The 22,886-nt window shown below is 52.7% G+C and carries 19 protein-coding genes; 12 read left to right on the forward strand and 7 right to left on the reverse strand.

Translation table 11 applies throughout. The features are described 5' to 3' along the window. Window positions 1-157: 157 nt before the first annotated feature. Window positions 158-697 carry a lipocalin family protein gene (locus J0A68_RS08780; RefSeq protein WP_206577835.1) on the forward strand — a complete coding sequence of 180 codons (540 nt, stop codon included), beginning with the start codon at window positions 158-160 and terminating at the stop codon, window positions 695-697. Between the two features lie 82 nt (window positions 698-779). Next, window positions 780-1,412 carry a PAQR family membrane homeostasis protein TrhA gene (gene trhA / locus J0A68_RS08785; RefSeq protein ID WP_206577836.1) on the forward strand — a complete coding sequence of 211 codons (633 nt, stop codon included), beginning with the start codon at window positions 780-782 and terminating at the stop codon, window positions 1,410-1,412. A gap of 7 nt (window positions 1,413-1,419) precedes the next feature. Here the strand turns inward: trhA and J0A68_RS08790 are convergent, their stop codons facing one another. The 7 genes from J0A68_RS08790 to J0A68_RS08820 form a co-directional block, all read right to left on the reverse strand. After that, a complete protein-coding gene (locus J0A68_RS08790) occupies window positions 1,420-2,664 on the reverse strand; it encodes an ATP-binding protein (protein WP_317195098.1) in 1,245 nt (414 codons plus the stop codon). 363 nt (window positions 2,665-3,027) lie between these two features. Further along, a complete protein-coding gene (locus J0A68_RS08795; RefSeq protein WP_206577838.1) occupies window positions 3,028-3,345 on the reverse strand; it encodes a hypothetical protein in 318 nt (105 codons plus the stop codon). Between the two features lie 11 nt (window positions 3,346-3,356). Then, window positions 3,357-4,802 (reverse strand): DUF6973 domain-containing protein, encoded by a 1,446-nt coding sequence (locus tag J0A68_RS08800; RefSeq protein ID WP_206577839.1) that lies wholly within the window; start codon window positions 4,800-4,802, stop codon window positions 3,357-3,359. A 135-nt stretch (window positions 4,803-4,937) separates the two neighbouring features. Further along, window positions 4,938-6,104, reverse strand: coding sequence for a Gfo/Idh/MocA family protein (locus tag J0A68_RS08805; protein WP_206577840.1), 1,167 nt, complete (start codon window positions 6,102-6,104; stop codon window positions 4,938-4,940). Window positions 6,105-6,176: 72 nt separating this feature from the next. Then, a complete protein-coding gene (locus tag J0A68_RS08810) occupies window positions 6,177-7,196 on the reverse strand; it encodes a sugar phosphate isomerase/epimerase family protein (RefSeq protein ID WP_206577841.1) in 1,020 nt (339 codons plus the stop codon). A gap of 156 nt (window positions 7,197-7,352) precedes the next feature. Beyond that, window positions 7,353-8,561 (reverse strand): cupin domain-containing protein, encoded by a 1,209-nt coding sequence (locus J0A68_RS08815; protein WP_206577842.1) that lies wholly within the window; start codon window positions 8,559-8,561, stop codon window positions 7,353-7,355. Window positions 8,562-8,808: 247 nt separating this feature from the next. Beyond that, window positions 8,809-9,864 (reverse strand): aldose 1-epimerase family protein, encoded by a 1,056-nt coding sequence (locus J0A68_RS08820; protein ID WP_206577843.1) that lies wholly within the window; start codon window positions 9,862-9,864, stop codon window positions 8,809-8,811. Between the two features lie 577 nt (window positions 9,865-10,441). On the opposite strand from J0A68_RS08820, the gene J0A68_RS08825 reads away from it, so the two are divergent. From J0A68_RS08825 to J0A68_RS08870, 10 genes are all read left to right on the forward strand, one after another. After that, window positions 10,442-11,794 carry a sulfatase-like hydrolase/transferase gene (locus tag J0A68_RS08825; protein ID WP_206577844.1) on the forward strand — a complete coding sequence of 451 codons (1,353 nt, stop codon included), beginning with the start codon at window positions 10,442-10,444 and terminating at the stop codon, window positions 11,792-11,794. Between the two features lie 48 nt (window positions 11,795-11,842). Then, complete coding sequence (locus J0A68_RS08830) at window positions 11,843-12,811, forward strand: hypothetical protein (RefSeq protein WP_206577845.1); 969 nt, start codon at window positions 11,843-11,845, stop codon at window positions 12,809-12,811. Window positions 12,812-12,823: 12 nt separating this feature from the next. Next, window positions 12,824-13,093 carry a hypothetical protein gene (locus J0A68_RS08835; RefSeq protein WP_206577846.1) on the forward strand — a complete coding sequence of 90 codons (270 nt, stop codon included), beginning with the start codon at window positions 12,824-12,826 and terminating at the stop codon, window positions 13,091-13,093. 156 nt (window positions 13,094-13,249) lie between these two features. Further along, window positions 13,250-13,849 (forward strand): RNA polymerase sigma-70 factor, encoded by a 600-nt coding sequence (locus tag J0A68_RS08840; protein ID WP_206577847.1) that lies wholly within the window; start codon window positions 13,250-13,252, stop codon window positions 13,847-13,849. Between the two features lie 162 nt (window positions 13,850-14,011). Continuing rightward, complete coding sequence (locus J0A68_RS08845) at window positions 14,012-14,896, forward strand: FecR family protein (RefSeq protein WP_206577848.1); 885 nt, start codon at window positions 14,012-14,014, stop codon at window positions 14,894-14,896. Between the two features lie 164 nt (window positions 14,897-15,060). Further along, complete coding sequence (locus tag J0A68_RS08850) at window positions 15,061-18,528, forward strand: SusC/RagA family TonB-linked outer membrane protein (protein WP_206577849.1); 3,468 nt, start codon at window positions 15,061-15,063, stop codon at window positions 18,526-18,528. Window positions 18,529-18,553: 25 nt separating this feature from the next. Next, window positions 18,554-20,020 (forward strand): SusD/RagB family nutrient-binding outer membrane lipoprotein, encoded by a 1,467-nt coding sequence (locus J0A68_RS08855; protein WP_206577850.1) that lies wholly within the window; start codon window positions 18,554-18,556, stop codon window positions 20,018-20,020. 30 nt (window positions 20,021-20,050) lie between these two features. Next, on the forward strand, window positions 20,051-20,494 hold the full coding sequence (locus tag J0A68_RS08860) for a hypothetical protein (RefSeq protein ID WP_236021428.1): 444 nt from the start codon (window positions 20,051-20,053) through the stop codon (window positions 20,492-20,494). Window positions 20,495-20,527: 33 nt separating this feature from the next. Then, window positions 20,528-21,697 carry a pyridoxal phosphate-dependent aminotransferase gene (locus tag J0A68_RS08865; protein ID WP_206577851.1) on the forward strand — a complete coding sequence of 390 codons (1,170 nt, stop codon included), beginning with the start codon at window positions 20,528-20,530 and terminating at the stop codon, window positions 21,695-21,697. A 15-nt stretch (window positions 21,698-21,712) separates the two neighbouring features. Beyond that, window positions 21,713-22,855, forward strand: coding sequence for an AEC family transporter (locus J0A68_RS08870; protein ID WP_206577852.1), 1,143 nt, complete (start codon window positions 21,713-21,715; stop codon window positions 22,853-22,855). Window positions 22,856-22,886: the final 31 nt, after the last annotated feature.

Genomic DNA, 22,886 nt, shown 5'->3' on the forward strand with positions numbered 1-22,886 from the left:
GAAATGGCTACCCAGCCTGAGGTCTTGACTACCCTGACTTGGCAGGCTCTTTCTGATCTTTGGTATGGAAAAAGCCCAAAAACGGAACAAAACCAAAACGTTCGGACTTTGGTCTCGAGATTGCATCACGTTTTAATAACCAACCTGAGACCAGACTATGAAAAGACCTATTCTTCCCTTTGTTTCCTTTTTTTCAATCCTAGTCGCACTTGTCTCCTGCTCACCGGGCATCCCAGATGGTGCGACTGCAGTCAGTCCATTCGACGCCAACAAGTACCTGGGCAAGTGGTATGAGATCGCCCGCATCGACTTCAAATACGAGGAGGACCTCAACAACACCACGGCAGAATACTCACTCCGGGACGACGGCGCCATCCAAGTCCTAAATCGGGGCTACAATACCAAAAAGCAGGAATGGGAAGAGGCGAAAGGCAAGGCCAAATTCGCCGGTGCGGACAGTGTGGCCAGGCTGAAGGTTTCTTTTTTCGGGCCCTTTTATTCGGGGTACAACGTCATCGCCTTGGATGCCGACTACCGCTACGCGCTGGTCGCCGGAGAGAGCCTGGACTATCTTTGGATCCTCTCCCGTGACACCAGTATCCCACAAAGCATCAAGGAAGAATATCTCAAAATCGCCCAAAATGCGGGCTACGACACGGATCGGCTACTCTGGGTAGCGCATGATGGCCGAGAGTGAAATTGCCCCGGACAGGCGGACTCGCTCCCACAGTTTGTCAAGGTTTTCCATTTTTGCTTAGCTTCGGGCAGAAAGTCCGCCCATGCCCAAGCGTCCCCAAAGCCCCCGAGAAGAACTAGCCAACGCCCTTTCCCATGGGATCGGGCTGCTGGCAGCTTTGGTTGCGATTCCTTTTTTAATCCGGAAGGCGATGGAAAACCAGGAACCTTCCGCCCTGGTGGGAGCTGCGGTCTTCAGCCTAGGGGTGGTGATGGTTTATACCTTTTCTACGCTTTATCATTCCGCCCGCAGCCCTAGGAATAAAGCCAGGCTCCAAGTCTTGGATCATATCTCGATCTACTTTCTGATCGCCGGATCCTACACACCGATGATGCTCACGGTGCTAGCTCCTAGACAGGCGATGATCTTTCTGGGGATTCTTTGGGGCTCGGTGTTGGCTGGCAGCGTACTCAAGCTGTTTTTTACCGGCAGATTCAAAGTGCTGTCCGTGGCGATCTACCTGCTGATGGGCTGGTTGGCGGTTTTCTTTCTGGAAGATATCGCAGCGAAAATCAGCTTCGAAACCTTGGCTTGGGTAGGAGCCGGAGGCCTTGCCTACACCGCTGGGGTATTTTTCTATGTCCAAAGCGACAAGCCTTTCTACCACACAGTTTGGCATATTTTTGTGTTGGCTGGCACGGCATGCCATTTTATGGCGGTGTATGGGATGGTGTAGTAGCGCCTTATTTTCTATCCAGATAGTACATCAGCTTGCCGATGGCAAAAAGCGGAAAATTCGTCATCCAAGATTCCTCCCGAAAATCCGACATCGATGTCCTTACCGGCAAGCTCTCCGGAAAATTATCCGAAACCAGCCTCAGGCTTTTTGCCTTCAGGTTTTCCTCTGCCTTCACTTCGACCGGAACTACTTTTCCACCATGCTGAAGGACGAAATCCAACTCCGCAACACCCCTGTCGGCCGACCAGTAAAAAAGCGTTTGCCCGTGAGCGACCAGCTCCTGTAGCACAAACTGCTCGGACATTGCTCCTTTGAATTCAGTAAAAAGCCTGTTTCCTTCCAAAATCGACTTGGGATCCATGTCTACCATCGCTCCCAAGATCCCGAGATCCATCAAATACACCTTGAAAGCAGCAAAATCCTCATAGGCTTTTAATGGATAGCCCGGCTTGGACACTCTTGAGACCCTGTGGATCAAGCCACAATCCGCCAGCCACTGCAGCGCCAACTCAAAGTCCTTAGCTCTAGCTCCCTGCCGCAATTGACTGAAAATAAACTTCTTGTTTTCCTTCGCAAGCTGTGCCGGAATGGAATTCCACACCATACGGATTCTGGGAACCACCTCAACGGGGGCGTGCTTGGAAAAATCCTGTTCATAGGCATCCAAAATGCGCTTTTGGACCTTCCTGGCCGCAAAGAAGTCCTTATGCTCGGCGTAGGTTTTTACCGCCTCCGGCATTCCCCCCACGAAATAGTAGGTTCTCAGGCACTGAACCAGCTTTTCACGAAAAGGAGAAAGCAAGTCCCAATCCAGCTGCCCTAAGAGCTCCGCGAGGGGCTTTTCTCCTATCGCCTCCAGAAATTCGGAAAACGACAGCGGGAAAAGATCCAAAAACTCGACTTTCCCCACAGGAAAGGACCTATGCCCATGCAATGCCACGCCCAACAGCGAGCCAGCAGCCAAAATTGCATACTCGGGGGCCTGCTCTTGAAAATACTTAAGAGATGTCAATGCCTCGGGGCATTCTTGAATTTCATCAAACACCAAAAGAGTCTGGCTCGCATCGATGGGCTTGCCTGCTTGGATCTCCAATCCCTGGATGATCCTAGACAGGTCGAGCCCTTGCTCGAAAAGCAATTTCGCAGTGCGGTTTGTCTCAAAATTCACATAAAGCTGGTTGGGAAAATGCAGGCTGCCAAACTCCCTCATCAGCCAGGTTTTGCCGACCTGCCTCGCTCCGCGAATCACCAATGGTTTTCTTCCAGGAGCGCTTCTCCAACGCTCTAATTCCTTCAACAAGTATCGATTCATCTATAGACAGAAAGAAAGGACTAAGCCCTATGACATTTTTTCAAACGAAAATACGTCAATGTCAACACTTTTTCAAATGAATAAATGTACATAAACACACTTTTTCACACGAAAAGATGTCAAACGAACGGCGTTTCCTGACCGCCAGGGGTATTCTGACACAGGAAACTCCTCCGCTCACTTTCCCAAGCCACAGTATTCTCCAGGACTAGGAGCTACGTCGAAGAGCCTAACTAAAAAAGTCCAAGCCTTTCGACTTGGACTTTTTAATTTCATACCTCAGAATTTCCCGGCATCTGCCTAACGCGAATAGTAGAAATTGACACAAACTTCCAAGTCCACTTCACCAGCGGAACCATTTTCCAAATCATAGTAGAAATAGGGAGCATATTGGTCCACGTGGTCCATTACCGTATCGATCTTTCCGGCAGGAAGATTCAAACCGTTGAACTGGACTTCATTTTCCACCATTCCACGCAGCTGGATGGAAACCTTGTAGATACCTCTATCACCCTCCAGACCGCTTGAAATGGAATCTTGGAAAAGGAGCTTGTCGCCTTTTATTTCTTGACACTTGTCATCCGTGCTGGACAGGCAGGAAGAAGCAAGCAACGACATAAAAACTAAAATCAATTTGGAATTTGGCATGACAAAGAGGAAACAAGAGTTGAATTTAAAGTAATACGACCACTTGGAGCAAGATTACTTATTATCCTCAATTCTCCATTTGTTATCGAATTCAAAATTTGGCCCACAATATCTGAATTACTAAGACTAGGATTGTTCGAGGCAATAGTTCTTCCAATGTTGTTATTGTGCAAATCCATCTGATTCTCCAAGTTTGGATTAGATACAACACATTCATGAGCAGTGCCAAACAACGCAGCACTTGCAACGCCATTGGATCTAGTCATCAGAGCATTCCAATAGGCATGCCGAAAAGCATCAGAGCAATCATTCCAGCCATTAATTCCAAAAGTTTCAATTGTCTTGCTTTCCGCTTCTATCATGTTAAGATAAATTACTATTGCATCTGCCGCATACTTTGGATCCGATCTAATCAACTCTTTTTCGCACGGGTTTAGCATTTTATACAGATCGTTTTCTATATAGTCAATTACTTCTTCCGAATCCAACTCATGTTCTTCATAGCAGTCCACAGTCACTCCTTCCAAATTCCCTTCGGGTTCTTCACATTCCCCGTCGGTATTGGGCGGCGTACCTCCCCCGCCTCCTCCGTTAGACCCTGGATCAGTTGATGGCGGGGCCAATACTAGTTCGCATTGATATACCGCTGTTTCGCCGACTTGAACTGGCTGAGTACACCCAAACCCTTCCATACAAGTATATTGGTACCAAGTAGTCACCAATTGATAACAATAAACAGAATAACTGGACATCCGAGATGACTTCCCGGACAGTTCACCCTCTTTCGCCTCTTTGATTCGATGGGTCTTCACACCGTCTTTGATACGCCAGCCGCTTATGAACTCGCCATTCCACCTATAGAACCAATACACACCATTAAACTCGCCTGGAATTTTCTGGTAGCCACCTTCCACAAAGTCTCTCCTCTCAAATTTTTGCTCTGGATCGTCTGGATAAACATTTAAAAAATATGGCACATAGCTTCCGTCCGGCTTTGGAAATAGAATTAAGGTCTGAAGTACCGATTTCTCATCTAACTCCTCAGTCTCTAAATATTCAGGAATTGCTATTTCTTCGTAGTCAAACTGGACTTCTATGACCTTTTTCCCGTCCGATTGACGATATACTTTGGAATTGGCCCAATTTGGTTTACCCTTTCCATTTTTGAACTTGCGGGCATTTTCACTTCCCTCACCCAAGGTCTCCACCTGCTCATACCAAACCTTGGCAGATTGGATCTCAGGGTTAAGGGAATCAGAAATTTGATCACTTTCTTCCTCTATGCAGGAAGCCACCAGCAGTCCGAGAATGACCGCAACGAAAATTCTACCTAAAGCAAAGTTTGGTTTGGTTTGGTTTGGTTTGGTTTGGTTTGTAAGACATATGATTAAAAATTTATCACTCCCAAGAAAATATTTTGAACCCAATATTCCAATAGAAAATTGAAGAATATTTTAGACAAAAAACTAATTGCACTTTTTAAACTACAAATCACGGGTATTTGACCATAAAAAAATCCAAGCCTTTCGACTTGGACTCCTTCATATTTCATACTTCAGCTTTCACACTTTCTCCACCCACTCGACACCAGTATCTTTCCAGGCTCTGGAGTTTGCCGATTCGATGACCGCTTCGCAAACTTTTTGGGTCTCAAAAGCATCCCGGAAGGTAGGATGGCAAGGTTCGCCAGTCTGCAAGCTCAGGAAGAAATCCGAAACTTGGTGGATAAAGGAATGCTCGTATCCAATCGAAGTGCCCGGAATCCACCAGCGGTTCATATACGGATGGTCTCCGTCCGTCACGTGGATGGACCTCCAGCCCCGCACCTTGCCCTCATCGCTATGGTCAAAGTACTCCAAGCGGGTCAGATCATGTAGATCCCAGCGAATGGATGCATGCTCCCCGTTGATCTCCAGCGTATAAAGAGCCTTGTGGCCTCGCGCATATCGGGTTGCTTCGAAGAGCCCCAAGGAACCGTTGTCAAAGTGGCAATGGAAGATACAGGCGTCGTCGATACCGACTTTCTGCTTTTCTCCCGAAGCGGTATGAACGCGCTCTTTGATAAATGTCTCGGTGACTGCTGAGACGTCTTTGATCCCGCCGTTGATCCACATCGCGGTATCCACGCAGTGTGCGAGCAAGTCGCCGGTCACGCCAGACCCCGCCGCAGCTGCATCCAATCTCCAAAGCGCATCACCACCCTGGGGCAGATCGGGATTGATCGTCCAGTCTTGGAGGAAGTTGGCGCGGTAGTGGAAAATCTTGCCCAGCTTGCCTGAAGCCACAATGTTTTTGGCCAAGGTCACGGCAGGAATACGACGGTAGTTGTACCAAACGGTATTTTTCACACCCGCTTCTTCGACTGCCTTCAGCATACCTTCTGCTTCGGCCACGGTGCGTGCGAGAGGCTTTTCGCAGAGGATCATCTTGCCTGCTTTCGCAGCCGCAATGGCGATCTCCGCATGCTTGTCGTTTGGCGTACAGATGTCCACCGCGTCGATGTCGTACCGCTCGATGACCTTGCGCCAGTCAGTCTCATAGGAGGCATAGCCCCACTGCTCGGCAAAGGCCTTGGCTTTTTCCTCCCGACGGGAGCAGCAGGCCTGTAGTACGGGGTTGTATTCGTATTCTGGGAAAAAGTCGGCCAAACGCTTGTAGCCATTGGTATGGATGCGGCCCATCAGTCCAGTGCCGATGAGTCCGATGCGGATTAGTTTCTTATTGCTCATGTTAATTGAATTTGAAATTTGAAGGGTTTGAAATTTGAAATTGCAAAGCCGACAGATGGTGGTAATCTCGAATCACTTCCATCCATGCGCTTCGCGCACTTTGGCCATTGCGGCAAGGATGTCGTTCCAGGTTTGCTGGTCGTTCATCACCTGGTTTGGGAACATGCAGCCATCCCAGCAGATGTGCTGGAAAGCCTTGGTCAAATTGCCTTTCTCGTCCCGCAGCCAGTAGCCCGCGTCGTGCGCGATGTCGAGCACGCCGTTTGGATCGGTAGCCTGGCAGTGGCGGCCGGTCTTGTCATGCGATCCCGAACCGAAAACCGAGCCGTCGTTTTGCGCCACGTGGAAGTCAATCGTCCAAGGGCGAAGGGCGTCCGTCACCGTTTTCAGGGCGGCTTTGACCGCCTCACGGTCCTTCAGGTCGGCTCCTTCGGGTAGGATGCGATGCTCGGGGGCATTGTAGCCCATGGTGTAGAGGAAGGTATGGGACATGTCGGCTTGGAAACCAACATTTTTGCGATCCACCATCTCCAGCAACTGCACCATGTGCTTCCAGCTGTGCATGGCTCCCCAGCAGATTTCGCCCTCGGCGGCCAGCTTTTCGCCAAAGCCATCGGCCACTTCCGCCGCTTCTTGGAAAGTCTGTGCAATCAGTTTGGTGTTGGCTTCAGGGTCTTTGGCCCAGTCTGAGACGCCTGCGGCGGAGTCGATGCGGACCACACCGTAGCTTCTCACGCCGAGCTCTTTGAGTTTTTGTCCAAACTCGCAGGACTTACGTACCATCTCCACGAAGGTCTTGCGCTGATCGGCAGTCCCCATCGCGGAACCAGCCCAGATCGGAGCGACCAGAGAGCCGACTTTGAGGTTGTATTTGGAGACTTTATCCGCCAGCTTCTTGGCTTCGTCGGGATTGTTCAGGTCAAAATGCGGCTCCAAGAGCCCCACGTCGATACCGTCAAACTTGACCCCGTCCACCTCGGCGGCGGCGGTCATCTCAAGAAGCGAGTCAAAAGGGATCACCGGCTCGGAGTCGGGGCCTTTGCCGACCAGTCCCGGCCAAGTGGCGTTATGGAGTTTTGGGAAATTGTTCATTGTTATTTAGTTGAAAGGTTGTAAAGTTGGAAAGTTTTCACAATCAAGCGTCTCTGCCTTTTTCATGAATCGCCACCTTCTCTCTTTTTTCAAAATGCTTATTTCTGAAGGGACGATCTAGCTTGTAAAAACCTCGTAAATCGTACTTCTTAAATCTTAAATCACTTTCAAATCCGGATTATCCGGACCGAAGTGCTTCAGCATCACGATGGGATCGGTTTTGGACAGGTTGGTGATTTTCACACCGGCCTTGGCGGCCTTTTCGCTGACGAAATACTCGTCGTGCGTCAGCTGTCCAAAGCGGATCAAGGAAGGCGTCTCGATATCCCACACGCCCATGGTGCCGTGTCCCTGCATCATGATCATGCCGTAGGCGGCGCTGTCGGTGATGGTGACGGTTTGGCCTGGGAAGATGGTCAGTTCCTTGGCAGAATAGTCACGGGCGCGGTAGCAGATCCAGGCATCGTGGTAGCCCGCAGCGTGCATTATTTCCTCATCCTCCACGGGCTTTGGCGCCATGAAGTGGTTGTCCATGAGGTTTGGATTCACGTTCAGATCCCAATCGATCATCTCCACGAGCAGGTCGTAGTCTCCCCATCGGTCTTTCGGGGTGGCGTTCCAAAGCAATTCCTCAGGAATGATCGCCTCGTTGACCAGAGACTGGTACATCGCAAAGATGTCGGAAGCCTTTTGCGGCTCGTAGGTACAGAGCGATCCCGGCGCGTGAAGCATCCCCGGAGGCACATCCCAACCCGTGCCCGGCTGCAGACGGAAGGCCTGGGAATAGTTGGTGATCTTGTTGTCGCCTTTTTTGAAATCCTTCAGGCACTGGAGAATGGTCTCCTTGCTCGTGCCCGGCGCGATGCCGAAGAAGGTGTAGGGAAAATCCCCGCCGTGGTTATTGACCTGAGGCGGAAAGTAATAGGCCTCAGGCTTTCCATTTTGGCCGCTCAGCTTGCCAAACTCATCGCTGGGGTGGATGTGGTGCGGCAGCGGGCCCATGTTGTCAAAAAACTTGGAGTACATCGGCCAGGACTTGTATTTGTCCCAAAGCCTGGAACCGATAATCTCGGCGCCCAACTCGGCAATGGCGTCCTTCAGAAGGAAAAGCTCGGTCTTGCCGCCTTCCTCGTAGGCGATATGGGAAAGGCCTTCGTTTTTGGAAGTCAGTGGGCCGTTTTCGGCCGGAGTGGTGGAAGAAAACCAACGCTCGTCAATGCCTCCACGCTCGCCCCCAAGCGCATAGTAGTCGTCCGGGTGAAGTTTGATTCTTCTTCCCGGTACGCAAAAAGATCTCGGCACCCAGGTAGGCGTCAGTCTCAGTATTCCTTCGCCCTGCTCTAGGGCCTTTTTGGCTAAACTCATGGTAATGTCGGGTTATTCGTTAGTTGTTATTTGAGATTTAATGATTTGAAATTTGAGATTCGATATTTGAAGAAACCACTCGACAGCTCTTACAAGGACTCTTCTTGCTCTCGTATATCGTACTTTCTAAATCGAGTGTCTTATGTCTAGGGTCTTATGTCTTTGATACTTGCTAAGCGCCTTGCGTCATGACACTTGATACTAGCTACTTGCTACTGCATTCTCGGTTCTAGGCTCTTGACTCTAGCTACTTAAACTCCCCCACTTCCTTCCCCGTCAGCACCTCCAGCCTTAGGTCGTAGGTTCTGCTTTCCCCGGGCTCGAGCAGGATCAGCGTCCCATTTTCCCTCGCCGCGGCTTGTCCTATCGGCGGATGGGTAGCAGGCTCCAGGGCGGTTACATACTCGTTTTTCCCCCAATGCTGCCAGTTGATCAGCCAAGGCATCTGGGCTTTGGAAAAGCTGATCTTCAGCGCCAGCGCCAAGCTGTCATTGGCGTAGCCGCAGACCACTTGGCCATTTTCGCCCGCCTTCGGATCGATGAAAGCGACGTCTTCGCCAAAGCCCGCATGGGCATCCATGGGCGGCGCACAGCGGGTAAACTCGTGTTTGCGATTGAAATCGGTGTTGTTGGCATCCGTCGCCTTGGGCTTTTTCTCCCCCAGCCAAATGATCCTCGTGCCCTCGTCGATCAGCGGCCAGCCGCAGTTGATATGGTAGAGCAGCATGTGGGGAGCGGGCGTGTTGCCTCGGTTGGTGACCCGGTCTTGGATGCGGATCTCTGCGGAGCCGATGGTTCCGGAGATCGTCCGAAGCATCTCCAGGCTCGGCCCAAAGGTGCTCGTCTCCCGTACTTTGGCCACGATCTCAAAATCCAAGTCTCCCGTGAAAATATCGGGCTGCTTGATCGAGATGAGCTCGGCGGCGGAATTGGAATAGTTGCCGTGCAAGCCCTTGGCACCGCCTTCGTCCTCGTTGGGAGGCCCGGCATTGGAAAGTCCGCAGGTAGTCAGCAGTCCCCCGCCGAAAGTCCTCAGCCACTCGATGCCCTTGTTGCCAAAAAGCTGGGGCGCCATCATGCCCGCATGGGAGATCCAGGCGAGGCTGTGCTGGCTGTGAAAAGCATCCAGGATATCCATGCCCCTGTCCAGCACGAGCTTGTAGCGCAGTCCCGTGCCGGTGTTGACCCAAGCGATGCGGACGCCGCGCCCGGGGCCGTTGTCGATGACGGAGGTTTCGATGCCACCGAGTTGGTGGGAATTGGACAGTTTATATTTCCAGCTAGCGTGGTCTGACAGGTTCATTTTGGGGGCTGTGGACTAGGTCTAAACCTATAAAAAAGGCCTTCTGAGACTATCCTGCTGTATATGGGTGGCCCAGAAAAGCGCGGAGGTAATTTAAAGAAAATGCCTTCGGAGATGATGCCGCTGGTCAAAATTTCGGAAGAATATTGGCTGGCTGTTCATACACCCCCTATAAAACCAATGGATCGAATCGGATGGTTGTTTGGATAGCTAAAAATCTCCGATGACACCTAAACACGAAGATCAAGGATAGCTAACAGCATCAAACAGACTAAAATTCTGCCCGAGCCCGAATTCCACGCCAAAACATAGAGTTTCAACCGGGACTGCATCGACTAAATGATGTTTTTAGGACTAAGCTGCTTTTTTTATACTTGCGTTCATCCTATTTTCAATGCCAAAGCCACTTAAGAATGGCCAAGAAGTTTACTTCACATTATCAAGAGCAAATCTTTGCGGCAGCCAAAGCGTCTAAAAGAGCTTTTGATGTAAGTTTTTGAATCGCGTATCTACATAGTCCGAATACAGCAGACGGCTGTTCTGGATGTTCTTTCAACAGTTTTTTTGCCCCCTTTCCATGAAGATTTTAAGAAAAGCACTATTCCTGATCGCGTCAGGAATTTTCCCTATGGCTCTACAGGCCCAAGACGTCCTTCCCTTCCCGCCGACACCCTCGGCTAGCCAGGCAGGGCTGACCATGCAGACCTCCACCTATCAGAAGCGGACCGACCCTCAGCGTCTGTCCAAGGATGCGCCCAATATCCTGATCATCCTCATAGACGATGCAGGTCCGGGTACGCCCTCGACCTATGGAGGAGGGATCAACACCCCAAATCTGAGCAGGATTGCAGACCTGGGCATTTCATACAACCGCTTCCACTCCACGGCCATGTGCTCCCCTACCCGGGCCTCTATCCTCACCGGCCGAAACCACACCGTGGTCGGCAACGGGCAGATCGCGGAGCTCGCCAATGACTGGGACGGCTTTAGCGGTACGATCCCAAAAACCTCCGCCACGGTGGCCGAAGTGCTCAAAGCCTATGGCTACAACACCAGCGCTTTCGGCAAATGGCACAACACCCCAGCCGAGCAGACCACGTCCAAGGGCCCCTTTGACTATTGGCCGACCGGCTACGGCTTTGAGTATTTCTACGGCTTCCTGGCCGGAGAAGCTTCCCAGTATGAGCCGCACCTCGTGCGAAACACCACCGTGGTAGAGCATCCCGAGACCACCCAAGGCCACGACTACTACCACCTCACCGAGGACATTGCCGAGGACGCCATCCGCTGGCTGAGGGAGCAGCAGGCTTTTGCCCCGGACAAGCCTTTTTTCATGTATTGGGCTCCTGGAGCCGTACATGGCCCTCATCACGTGACCAAAGAATGGGCAGACAAGTACAAGGGCAAGTTTGACAGCGGTTGGGACGCCTATCGTGAGCGGGCGTTTAAGCGCCAAAAAGAACTGGGCTGGATTCCCCAAGATGCCCAACTCACCGAACGGGATAAGACAATGGACGGCTGGGAGAATATCCCAGAGTCCGAGCGGGCGTTCCAAAGCCGACTCATGGAGGTGTTCGCTGGCTATGCCGAGCACGCCGACCACAATGTAGGCCTGCTTCTCGATGAGCTGGAAAACCAGGGAAGGATGGACAACACCCTGGTCTTCTACATCTGGGGTGACAATGGCTCCTCTGCAGAGGGGCAAAACGGGAGCATCAGTGAGCTCTTGGCCCAAAACGGCATCCCCACTACCATCCAGCAGCACATCGACGCACTGGACGAGCTCGGAGGCCTAGACGCGCTCGGCTCCCCAAAGACAGACAACATGTATCACGCCGGCTGGGCCTGGGCTGGAGCTACCCCATACAAATCCACCAAACTGGTCGCGGCACATTTTGGCGGTACCCGTCAGCCCATGGCGATCTCCTGACCCACCAAAATCAAACATGACAATACCCCCAGACCCCAATTCCACCACGTGATCGACATCGTACCGACGATCTACGATGCTGTGGACATACAAGATCCTAAGGTGGTCAACGGCTTCCCCCAAGATGAGATCAACGGCGTACCGATGAACTACACCTTTGCAGACGCAAAAGCCGAAGGAACCCGAAAAACCCAATTTTTTGACATCATGGGCAGTCGGGGACTGTACTACGACGGCTGGTTTGCCAGCGCTTTTGGCCTGAGGATCCCCTGGAAGCCGGGCCTGCCTCCTGGCGCAGCCACCTGGAATCCGATGGACGACACCTGGGAACTCTATAATCTCGAAGAGGACTGGAGCCAAGCCAATGACCTATCCTCCTCAAATCCGAAAAAGCTGGAAGAAATGAAGCAGATGTTTTTGGTGGAATCCGCCAAAAACAAAAACCTGCCGATAGGAGGCGGGCTCTGGTCGGTGGTCTACCATCCAGAAGATGCCCCGGCCACGTCCTATACCGACTGGACTTTCAGCGGGCCGATCACCCGCATGCCGGAATTCACCGCTCCCAAGCTTGGCAAATTTGACAACAACGTAAGCATGGAAGTCACCGTGCCAGAAAATGCCAACGGCGTGCTATACGCCCTCGGCGGGTTCTCCGGCGGCTTGGCCTGCTATGTCAAGGATGGCTACCTCTCTTACGAGTACAACCTTTTTGAAATCACCAGAACCCACATCAAATCCTCCGAAAAGCTCCCTACCGGCAAGGTCACGATAGAAATAGAATCCCGACTGACCTCGGAGAAACACGGCTCACCAATGGATGTGGTCATGAAAGTCAACGGCAAGGAAGTAGCCAAAGGACAGGTGCCGATGACTGCACCGCTGACCTTCACCGCCAACGACTGCCTTGATTTCGGAAGCGACTTGGGCTCTCCTGTGTCGCTGGAGTATTACGAGCAAGCCCCATTCGAGTTCAATGGCACACTGGGGGTTTCCAAAATCTGGTATCCGGAAAAATAAACCCACCACTTCTTGGCCAGAAAGGCTTTGGCCCTATTTCCAGCTTGCGGGCACTCGGAAATAGGGCAGAAGCCCTATCAAATTCATCTTCTTCAAAAAACCAGAACCGGAAATTCCGCTGGTCCTCTGGAAAAAACTGGCCAAACCTCGCTTTCCAATGGCTTTCTCGCACAAAAGCGCGGTAATTTCCCTTTTTTCCCACACAAAGAATCGGCGTTTCCCACAAAAAAGGTTAGTGTATCGGGCACAAAAAAACACGATTTCAGGAAAACGATTGAATAAACCATATTTATCACTTTTTACAACATTTTGTCAGTATTTGTAATTTTTGCAAACCATTATTTGACATTCAAACATTTTTTTACTCAATTGAAACCAATATCTAACCCTGTTTAAAAAATACCAATGGATTAATACACACTTTTTCCCTGCACTCCTATGTCCGAGAAAGAGCTCTATGAAAAAAGGTTGCTTGAAAGGATCAAGGACGACTCCGATTCGGCGTTTGAGGAGATCTACAACCGCTATTGGCCCATGCTGTTCAACTTTGGCATGAGGAAACTCAACCAGCGGGAGGTGGTGGAAGGCATCGTGCAGGAAGTGTTCATCGACATTTGGGTGCGGCGCAAGGCCATCGATGTCCAGCAATCCCTCTCCACCTACCTGCACTCCTGCGTGCACTTTCGGATCATCAACCAATACAAGTCCCGTGCGGTACGCGTGAAATACCTGGAAACGCTCAAGAGCCAAGACAGCGAACTGGGGCTCACGGTGGAAGAGATGATCCAGTTCAAAGACCTCAGACTCACCATCAAGGGAATCATCCGACACTTCCCCAGCCAGCGAAAAAAAGCATACAAACTTCGCTACAACAAAGGACTCAGCTACCGAGAGATCGCCGAAGTCATGGAAATCTCGGTCAGCACGGTCGAAAAACACCTTATCCGTGCGATCAAAGACCTCCGGGTCAGCCTTCGTGAGCTGACGCTGACAGGAGTGCTAGCCCTCGCCCAAGACACCTTGATCTGGCTACACTAGGGCAAAAACACCCACCATTCGCACATTTTACACCAATTCAAAAAAAATCGCACTTTTTCCAACCCTCCCATGGAGGAAAAAACAATCTCAGATGACTAATAGAACGAAAACCAACCCAACTATCCAAAAAAGACCGGATAGCGCCTGAGAAACTTGAACGGCATGCAGAACGACCAGGACTATTTGGACAGACTAGAAGAAAGCGAAAAAGTCGCTTTGAAAAACAAGATGTTTGAAGCGATCCGAAAGGAAATCGAGGTAAGGGATGCGCAGGACATCCGGCGGATGGCAGCCTGGCGAAAAGCCAAAATAGCCGCCTCCTTCGCCGTCTTGCTGATCTCGGCATTTTCGGTTTGGCTAGGGACAGGCAGGAAGGAAGTCCTCTATCAGACCGGAGCTGACGAGATCCTGGAGCTGCGACTCCCCGATAGCTCCTCAGTCACGCTCAACTCCCATTCCACTCTCAGCTACAGCATCGGGAGGATGTCGGGATTTGACAGAAAAGTGACGCTGGAAGGAGAGGCTTTTTTCTCCATAGAGAAGGATCCTGAGGGGAGGACATTTGAGGTGAACGGAGGCAGCAATCTGGGCATCACCGTGCTGGGCACGCAGTTTAGCGTGAAAAATACCGGAGCGGTGGACAAGGTCACGCTGATCGAAGGAAGCGTGATGCTGGGCTACGAGGGAAAAAACGGGAACGCCGAGCACCTCATGACTCCCGGGGAATCCGTCAAGGTAAATCCTGATGCAGGCGAACTCCAGTCCAGGCGCCTCACACATCCCGAAAAGCTGATCTCATGGAAAGACCGAAGGCTGAAAATGGACAACGAGCGCCTGCCGGAAGTCCTGGGGACATTGGCAGAGCTCTATGACCTCAGGCTCTCCACGCTCGACCTGCCCGCAAGCGAAACCGCCGTGTCTGGCAGCCTGCCGCTCTCAGATAGTCCAGAAGAAGTCCTCGAAAACCTGGGAATCCTCTTCAACACTTCCATTCGGCTAAAAGACCAAACAGTCACCCTAACCAACGACATCACCACAAAACGATAATAAAAGAGATAATAGACCAACAGTAAATCAGTAAAAACAGCGTCCGGATCACAAGGACCCAGCAAAAGACATAGAGTAAAAAAGCCCGAAAGGGCCTGGAAGGATGATTAACAATAAACCCAAAACTCCTCAATCTATCATTCTAACCACTAACCGTTTAATCTATGTTCTCAAAATTTACCCGTTGTTTGCTGGTAGCGGGGATGGCCGGAGCGATTGCGCTCCCACCATCCGTCTACGGTCAAACCCCTCAACAACTCGCCAAGGGGCCCAGCCCCAGTGTGGCACTTGACTCCAAAACGCTGGAGTCCGCACTCAGAGATCTGGAAGAGATCTACGCGATATCCATCGCCTATCCATCGACCTTGGTGACGGGCAGCTCCACGCCTGCCCCCATCAACTCCCAGCTTTCGGCAGAAGAAAACCTGAACCGAATCCTCAAAGGCAGCCAACTCCAATACAAAAAAGGCTCGGGAAATTTTTACATGCTGGTCAAAGAGAACAATCCCGAACCGGCCCCCAGCCCCCAGCGCAACCCCATTTCCGACACTCCCAAAGTGGTGGCGCAAGCTGAACGGACCGTCGAGGGAATCGTCTTTGACGATACAGAAATGGCCATCCCCGGCGCGAGCGTATTGATCAAAAACACGAAAATAGGCGTGGTCACGGATCTGGACGGAAGGTTTTCCCTGACTTTTGACGAAAACATCCCCAACCCGGTGCTGGTGGTTTCCTTTATCGGCTTTTCCACCCAAGAAATCCCCGTAGGCTCCCAGTCTGAATACAGTGTCATCCTCGCTCCCTCAGACCTGGCGCTGAGTGAGGTGGTCATCACCGCCTTTGGCTTGGCCAGGGACAAAAAAGCTTTGGGCTACACAACCCAAAGCGTAAACGGTGACGCCCTCACCCAAGCCCGCGCCGCAAACGTGGCCAACTCCCTCTCCGGACGGGTGGCAGGCGTGCAGATCACCGGCAACTCCAGCCCGGGCAGCGGATCGCACATCGTGATCCGGGGCTCCTCCTCCGTGGCTGGCAACAACGAACCCCTGGTCGTGGTGGACGGCGTGCCCCTGGAGCAGACCTCTTCCAAAAAATACGGCAGTGGCCTGTCCGAACTAAACGCTGACAACATCAAGGAAATCAACGTACTGAAGGGCGCTACCGCTGCCGCGCTCTACGGCTCCCGCGCAGCCAACGGCGTGATCATGGTCACCACCAAAAACGGCGAAGGAACCAAAGGCATAGGCCTGGAGATCAATACCAACATGACCTGGGACAACCCGCTGGTGAAACCCAACTTCCAGAATATCTACGGAGGTGGTGCAGGATATAGCACCTGGTATGTGGACGGCAGAAATGGCTTTGGAGCAGACGGGATCCGGGGTACGGCAGGGGTGGATGAAAGCTGGGGATCGCCCATGGATGGACGCATGGTTCCGCTTTGGTACTCTGCACCGGAAAAAGTCGCCCTCCTTCCCCAGCCCAACAACTGGGAGGACTTTTGGGAGACCGGCAGCACCCAATCTTACAACATCGCCCTCTCCGGGGGAAATGAGCAGGGAAGCTTCCGACTCTCGGTGGGAAAGATGGACCAGACCAGCATCATGCTGAACAACGACTACTGGAGAAACAACTTCAAGCTCAACACCTCCTACAAGTTCACCCCGGCGCTGCAAGTGATGGTGAACGCCGAATACATCAAGGCAGGATCGGACAACCGGAATTTCTCCAGCAGCCAAGACTTCATCTGGGCGCATCGCCACACCGACTACACCAAACTGAAAAACTGGCGGGACTACTACGCCACTCAGTCGGCTACGTTCCGCAGCGGGGACTTCTATCCCTACGCCAACTGGCAGCACGAGTACTTTTCCAACCCCTTCTTCTATCAGGAAAACTACACCAACGCCAATGAAAAGGACCGGCTGGTGGGCAACATCGCGCTAAGCTACGAGATCAACGAGCACTTCAGCGTGATGCTCCGCAGTGGAACCGACTTCTGGTCAGACCTACGTGAAAACGTGACCGGCGTGGAGTTCACCAAAAACAATGTGAGAAGGCTGGGCTCGTACCAGGAAATCGCCCTCAGAAGCCAAGAGACCAACAACGACCTCATCCTGACCTTCGACAAAGACATCTCGAAGACGTTCTCCATGAAGATTCAGGCCGGTGCCATCAACCGCACCAACGAATACAAGAGAACGCAGGTCAACGTGGGTGAACTCACCATCGACGGGCTCTACAACCTCGGCAACTACGCCAGCCCTACCACGCCATCCAGCGAAACCAGCGAGCAGGTGGTCAACAGCGTCTTTGGCTCGGCCCAACTGGGATACAAAAACCTGCTGTTTCTCGACCTGACGGGGAGAAACGACTGGTCCAGCACCCTGCCGACGGACAACAACTCCTTCTTCTACCCCTCGGTGGCGCTGAGTGCGGTGCTGACCGACATGTTTGACGTCTCGTCCAGCGTGCTCTCCTTTGCAAAAATACGGGCAAGCCTCGCACAAGTCGGCAACGATGCCGATCCCTACATGCTAAACCAGGTGTACTCCTCCATGGGACTCTGGGCGGGGACTACTCCCACCTACACCGAGTCCAAGGAAATCGCCAACCGCAACCTGAAACCGGAAATTACCACCGGAAAAGAACTGGGCTTGGATGTTCGCTTCTTCCAGGGCAGACTGGGACTGGACATGACCTACTACCACCAGTCCACGGTCAACCAGATCTTGGCGGTATCCATCTCCACGGCCTCCGGCTACAGCAGCCAGATCCTCAACGCCGGTGAGATCACCAACCAAGGGATCGAGTTGATGCTCTCCGCCAGGCCTTTGGTACTGCCCTCCGGCTTCACCTGGGATTTGTCTTTGAACTTTGCCAGAAACAGAAACAAGGTGGTCGAGCTCGCAGAGGGCTTGGAAAACTACATTCTGGGCACCCAAAACAGCTTGACCTCCGAGGCGCGTGTAGGCCAGCCCTACGGGACACTCTATGGCCGCCGCTACCTCCGCAGCCCAGAAGGCGAGCTGATCTACAACAACGGCCTGCCAATTCTGGAAGAGGGTACGCACGCTCTGGGCAACATCCAGCCCGACTGGATCGGTGGCCTATCGAACTCCTTTAGCTTCAAAGGCTTCACGCTCTCCACCCTCGTGGACATGAAGATGGGCGGAGACATCTTTGACGTGGGTACAGGCTTGGCAAGAAAAACCGGTCAGTATGCAGAAACCGCAGCAGGCCGGGAAGAAGGGATCATCGGACAGGGCGTGATGAACATCGGCACCGAGGGCGAGCCGGTCTATGTCCCCAATGACGTCATCGTCAACGCGACCACTTTCTGGAACTCCCAAAACCCCAGAACCTACCATGAGGCGGGGATCTTTGACGGCACCTACGTGAAGCTGCGCGAGCTGACCTTTGGCTATCGCTTCCCTGAAAATTTCCTCCGAAACAACTTCATCCAAGCGATGAACCTAACCTTCGTCGCCAGAAACCTGGCCATCCTCTACAAAAACCACCCCCATATGGACCCTGAGGTGGACAACAAAGGCGGCAATGCCCAGGGCTTTGCCTACGGGGAAATGCCCAGCACCCGAAACATGGGATTCAACCTGAACATCACTTTTTGAGCGCCCAACCCTAAACGACAAAGCCATGAAAAAAACTTACATAAAGCCACTTTCCGCACTGCTTATCCTGTGGACTTCCTGGACGACCCAGTCCTGCACCGGCGAGTTTGAGGACTTGAATACCGATCCCAACAACCCGGTAGAGATCGCACCTGCGCTGCTTCTGCCTAATGCCATCCAGACCATCGCGGATCGATACTGGGGACATAGCACCCGATACGAGCGGCTAAACATAGACGCAGCCATGTGCTGGATACAGCACCTCTCCCGAAACATCTACATCAATGCCGAGGGAGACAGCTACGAAATCCCGCTGACGATCGCCTCCGGCACCTGGAACAGGATCTACACCGAGTCTCTGGTGAACTTCGAAAGAATCCACAGCCTTGCCGCTCCGGACGCAGACTACGCCAACAGCAACTACGTGGGCGTCGCCTTGGTCATGAAAGCTTTCGCCTTCTCCTATCTCACAGACGTCTTTGGCCCCATCCCCTACTCCGAGGCGCTGAAGGGCACCGCGGAGACCATGGTCAACTCTCCAAAATACGACTCTATGGAGGAGATCTACGCCGGATTGCTCGCTGACCTAGAGGAAGCAAACACCAATTTGGTAGTCGGTGGCCCTGCCATCAGCGGAGACATTCTCTTCAACGGAAATATCCTGAGATGGAAAAAATTCGCCAATTCCCTGGCGCTCCGGATCGCAAACCGACAGGCTTCAAAAAAGCCCAGCGAGTCTCGCGCTATCATGGCGAAAATACTGGGAGACCCAGCCAAATACCCCGTTTTCACCAGCCAAGCGGAAGCAGCCTATCTCCAGCACTTCGACGTGATCGGAAGCCGCAACAAGATGTTTGACGTGTTTTCGACACGCTCTGACTGGAACGTGAGCTCCACACTGATAGACAAGCTACTGGCGCTGGACGACCAGCGCATCACCGTCTATGCACAGCCATTGGCAGACGGCAGCTACGTGGGCCTTCCCAACGGACTTACCGATGCGGCAGCTGGTACTTTCAACGCCTCCCGCATCGGCACCAAATACCTGAGCCCCGTGGCTCCCAGCCTGCTGCTGACCTATCCCGAGCTGCTCTTCATCAAGGCTGAGGCCGCCTTTGACGGAGACATCCAAGGCGATGCCGCAGCCCTGCTGAAGGAGGCCATTGCCGCCAGCTTTGCGCAGCATGGCTTGACCATGCCGGCAGACTACATGAGTCGCGTAGGTGCCGTGACCAAGGAAGCCATCATGACCCAAAAGTGGCTGGCACTGTTTGGCCAGGGCGTCGAAGCCTGGGTGGAATACCGCAGAACAGGCTACCCGGTCATGCCTCCACCCCACCCCAGCGCGGTATTTTCCAATGACGGCATACTCCCCACCCGCATCGAGTACCCCACCTCGGAGTATTCCCTCAACGAGACCAACCTGACCGAAGGTGTCAGCAAGCTCGGCGGACCTGACAACATGAGAACCCCACTGTGGTGGGTAGAATAATCCAATCTCCAACGCTCATCTAGAAACACCATGAAAACATCCTTAAAAAAAACATCCCTGTTCCTGGCATTAGCCCTGATGCTGCTCACGCAGGCATGCGTGGAGACCGACGACCTGGTCACCCCCAATGTCGCCGCTCCGGTACTCATCCTGCTGGAAGGCACGACTTTCTCCGCCACTTCTTCGGTTTCCGTCAACTCGAAGACTTTTGAGTTGGACAAAACCAACATCCTGGACCACAACCTGGGAATCGACTCCATTCCCGTGGCCAATCTGGCGCTGGACGTCTATGTGGCCAGCACCCGCAAAGTCGCCTCCCTCACCACCAATGCCGAGGGCAGCGCAAACCTGCTCATCAGCTGGGCCGACCTCGGCGTCGAAGCCCCGAAAAGCGGCACGCAGGTCAGGCTGGAGTTTGCCGGGACGCACAAGTCCATCGCATTCAGAAAATACCACACCATCCGAGTCCAATAATCACATCCATACACCACTCAAATTTCAATCATCATGAAACAATCAATTAGCAGAAGAAACTGGCTTAAATCGGGCCTGATGGCCATGGGATCGATGGCCCTTGCTCCCTCCCTCGCTTTCGCAGGGAAAGAAAACCTCCACGCCTACCAGCCTGAGAGCCGACTGAAGGAATACCTGCCGGCTTTCAGATACGATGAGGCGAGGATCATCGCCAAGCTGAACGCCAACGAAAACCCTTACGGCCCCTCTCCAAAAGTCGTCCAGGCCATCTCCAACTCCGTGTCCATGGGCAACCGCTACGGACACGGGGACGCCGCCACCCTGATCAAAATGATCGCCGAGAAGGAAGGCGTCACCCCAGACCACATTATGATGGGACCTGGCTCCTCCGATCTGCTGGAAAAAACCGCCTTTGTGCAGTTCCGCAACGGGGGAAACATCGTGTCGGCCGACCCGGCCTACATGTCCATCATGAACACCGCCCAGTCCATGGGAGCTTCCTGGAAACCCACCCCGCTGACCGCGGACTACCAGCATGACCTGGATGCCATGGCCAAGGAAGTGGACTCCGAGACCAAGCTGGTATATGTCTGCAACCCCAACAACCCTACCGGCTCTATCACCGATGCAGCGAAACTCAAGGCGTTTTGTGCCAAGACTTCCGAGAAAGTGCCGGTCTTTGTGGACGAGGCCTACCTGGAGTTTTTGGACAATCCCGAAGCCAACACCATGGTCGGTCTGGTAGCCGAGGGCAAGGACGTCATCGTCGCCCGCACGTTTTCCAAAATCCACGGAATGGCAGGCCTCAGAATCGGCTACATCGTAGCCCAGCCCGAGCGGATCGAGACCATCACCTCCCTAGTCCGCAGCACCATGGGGCTTTGCGTCACCTCCCTAAAGGGCGCCATTGCGAGCATGAACGAGCAGGAATTCCTCGCCAACTGCAGAAAGCTCAACACCGAGTGCCGGGAGTACACCGCCTCCGAGATCGGCTCCTTGGGCTACTACATCATCCCGTCCAGCACCTCCTTCATGATTTTCCCCATCGACATGGAGGGCCAGCCCTTCATGAAGGGCATGTACGATGGAGGCGTGGGCATCCGGGTCTTCAAGATCGACGACAAGCCTTGGTGCCGCGTGAGTATGGGCACCATGGACGAAATGCACCAATTCGTCGAAACATTCAAAAAAATCACCGCCTAACATCCTGTTTTCCCCATGAGTATAGCTTTGGAAAAAACCCTTTCGCTTATTCTTCTGATTGGAATCGGAGTCCTACTCCAGCAAAAATTCCAGTCGGAAGACCAGAAAAAGGGCCTGAAAACCCTGATTCTGACCCTTGCCTTACCGGCAATGATTTTTGTCGCCCTGATGAAAATCGAAATCAATCCGGATCTGCTCTTTCTTCCGGTTTTGGCTTTGGGATTCAACCTGGTGATGATGTACCTCACCCGGTTTTCCATGCCGGCTTTTGGGATAAAAAAGGATTCCGCGGAGATGCGTACCCTAGCCCTCTTGGTGCCTTCGCTGGCACCGGGGCTGACCTGCTTCCCCTTTGTCGCCCAGTACCTCGGAGACGACCTGCTCGCCTGGTCTGCCTTGGCAGACATAGGAAACAAGATTTTCGTGCTCATCTTGGCCTATATGCTCGCCATGTCCTGGTACTACAAGACCCAGCAGCTCCCGGCCCGATCCAATCGCCAGAAGATCAAGGAGCTCCTGCTGGCCATGCTCAGCGAACCCATCAATGTGGTCATCTTGGCGGCCATCATCCTGCTCAGCTTTGGGCTTCACATGGACGACCTTCCCGGCTTTCTCTCCGCTTCCATCCTGATGCTAAAGGACGTGATGACACCACTGGTACTGCTCTTCATCGGGATAGCGGTGATGTTCAAATGGAGTCAGATCAAAACCATCTTTGCGCTTTTGGTCTTCCGGGCGGGCTTTACTTTTCTGCTGAGCGGCCTGTTTCTCTGGCTGATACCGGGACTGCCCTTCGCCTCTGCCCTGCTCGTGGTGGTGTTTCCTCAGAGTGCCGTGAGTTTTTGGCCCTTCGCCCACATGTCCGCGATCCGGAAGATGGAGATCAACTCCGGCAGCTCGAAGGCAACCTTTGACCTGGACCTCGGCATCAATGTGCTGGCGGTATCCATGCCGCTGAGCACGCTGATGATCCTGGGCGTATTCACTTCGGGAAATCTTTGGGTCGTGCCGACCAACGTTCTGATCCTCGGCGCATCTTTGGTAGGCCTTTCGCTGGCGCCCACGGCTGTGAAGCTTTTGGCAGCAAACCGAAAAACCATGATCTCGGAAGAAGAGGGCAGCTACCGGGATCTGGAGTTCAAAAAAATGGAAAAGTAGTTAGTCAACACATTATTTTATAGGTTAGCTG

Origin of the sequence: Algoriphagus oliviformis (genome assembly GCF_017254915.1) — a bacterium.
Taxonomy (GTDB): Bacteria; Bacteroidota; Bacteroidia; order Cytophagales; family Cyclobacteriaceae; genus Algoriphagus; species Algoriphagus oliviformis.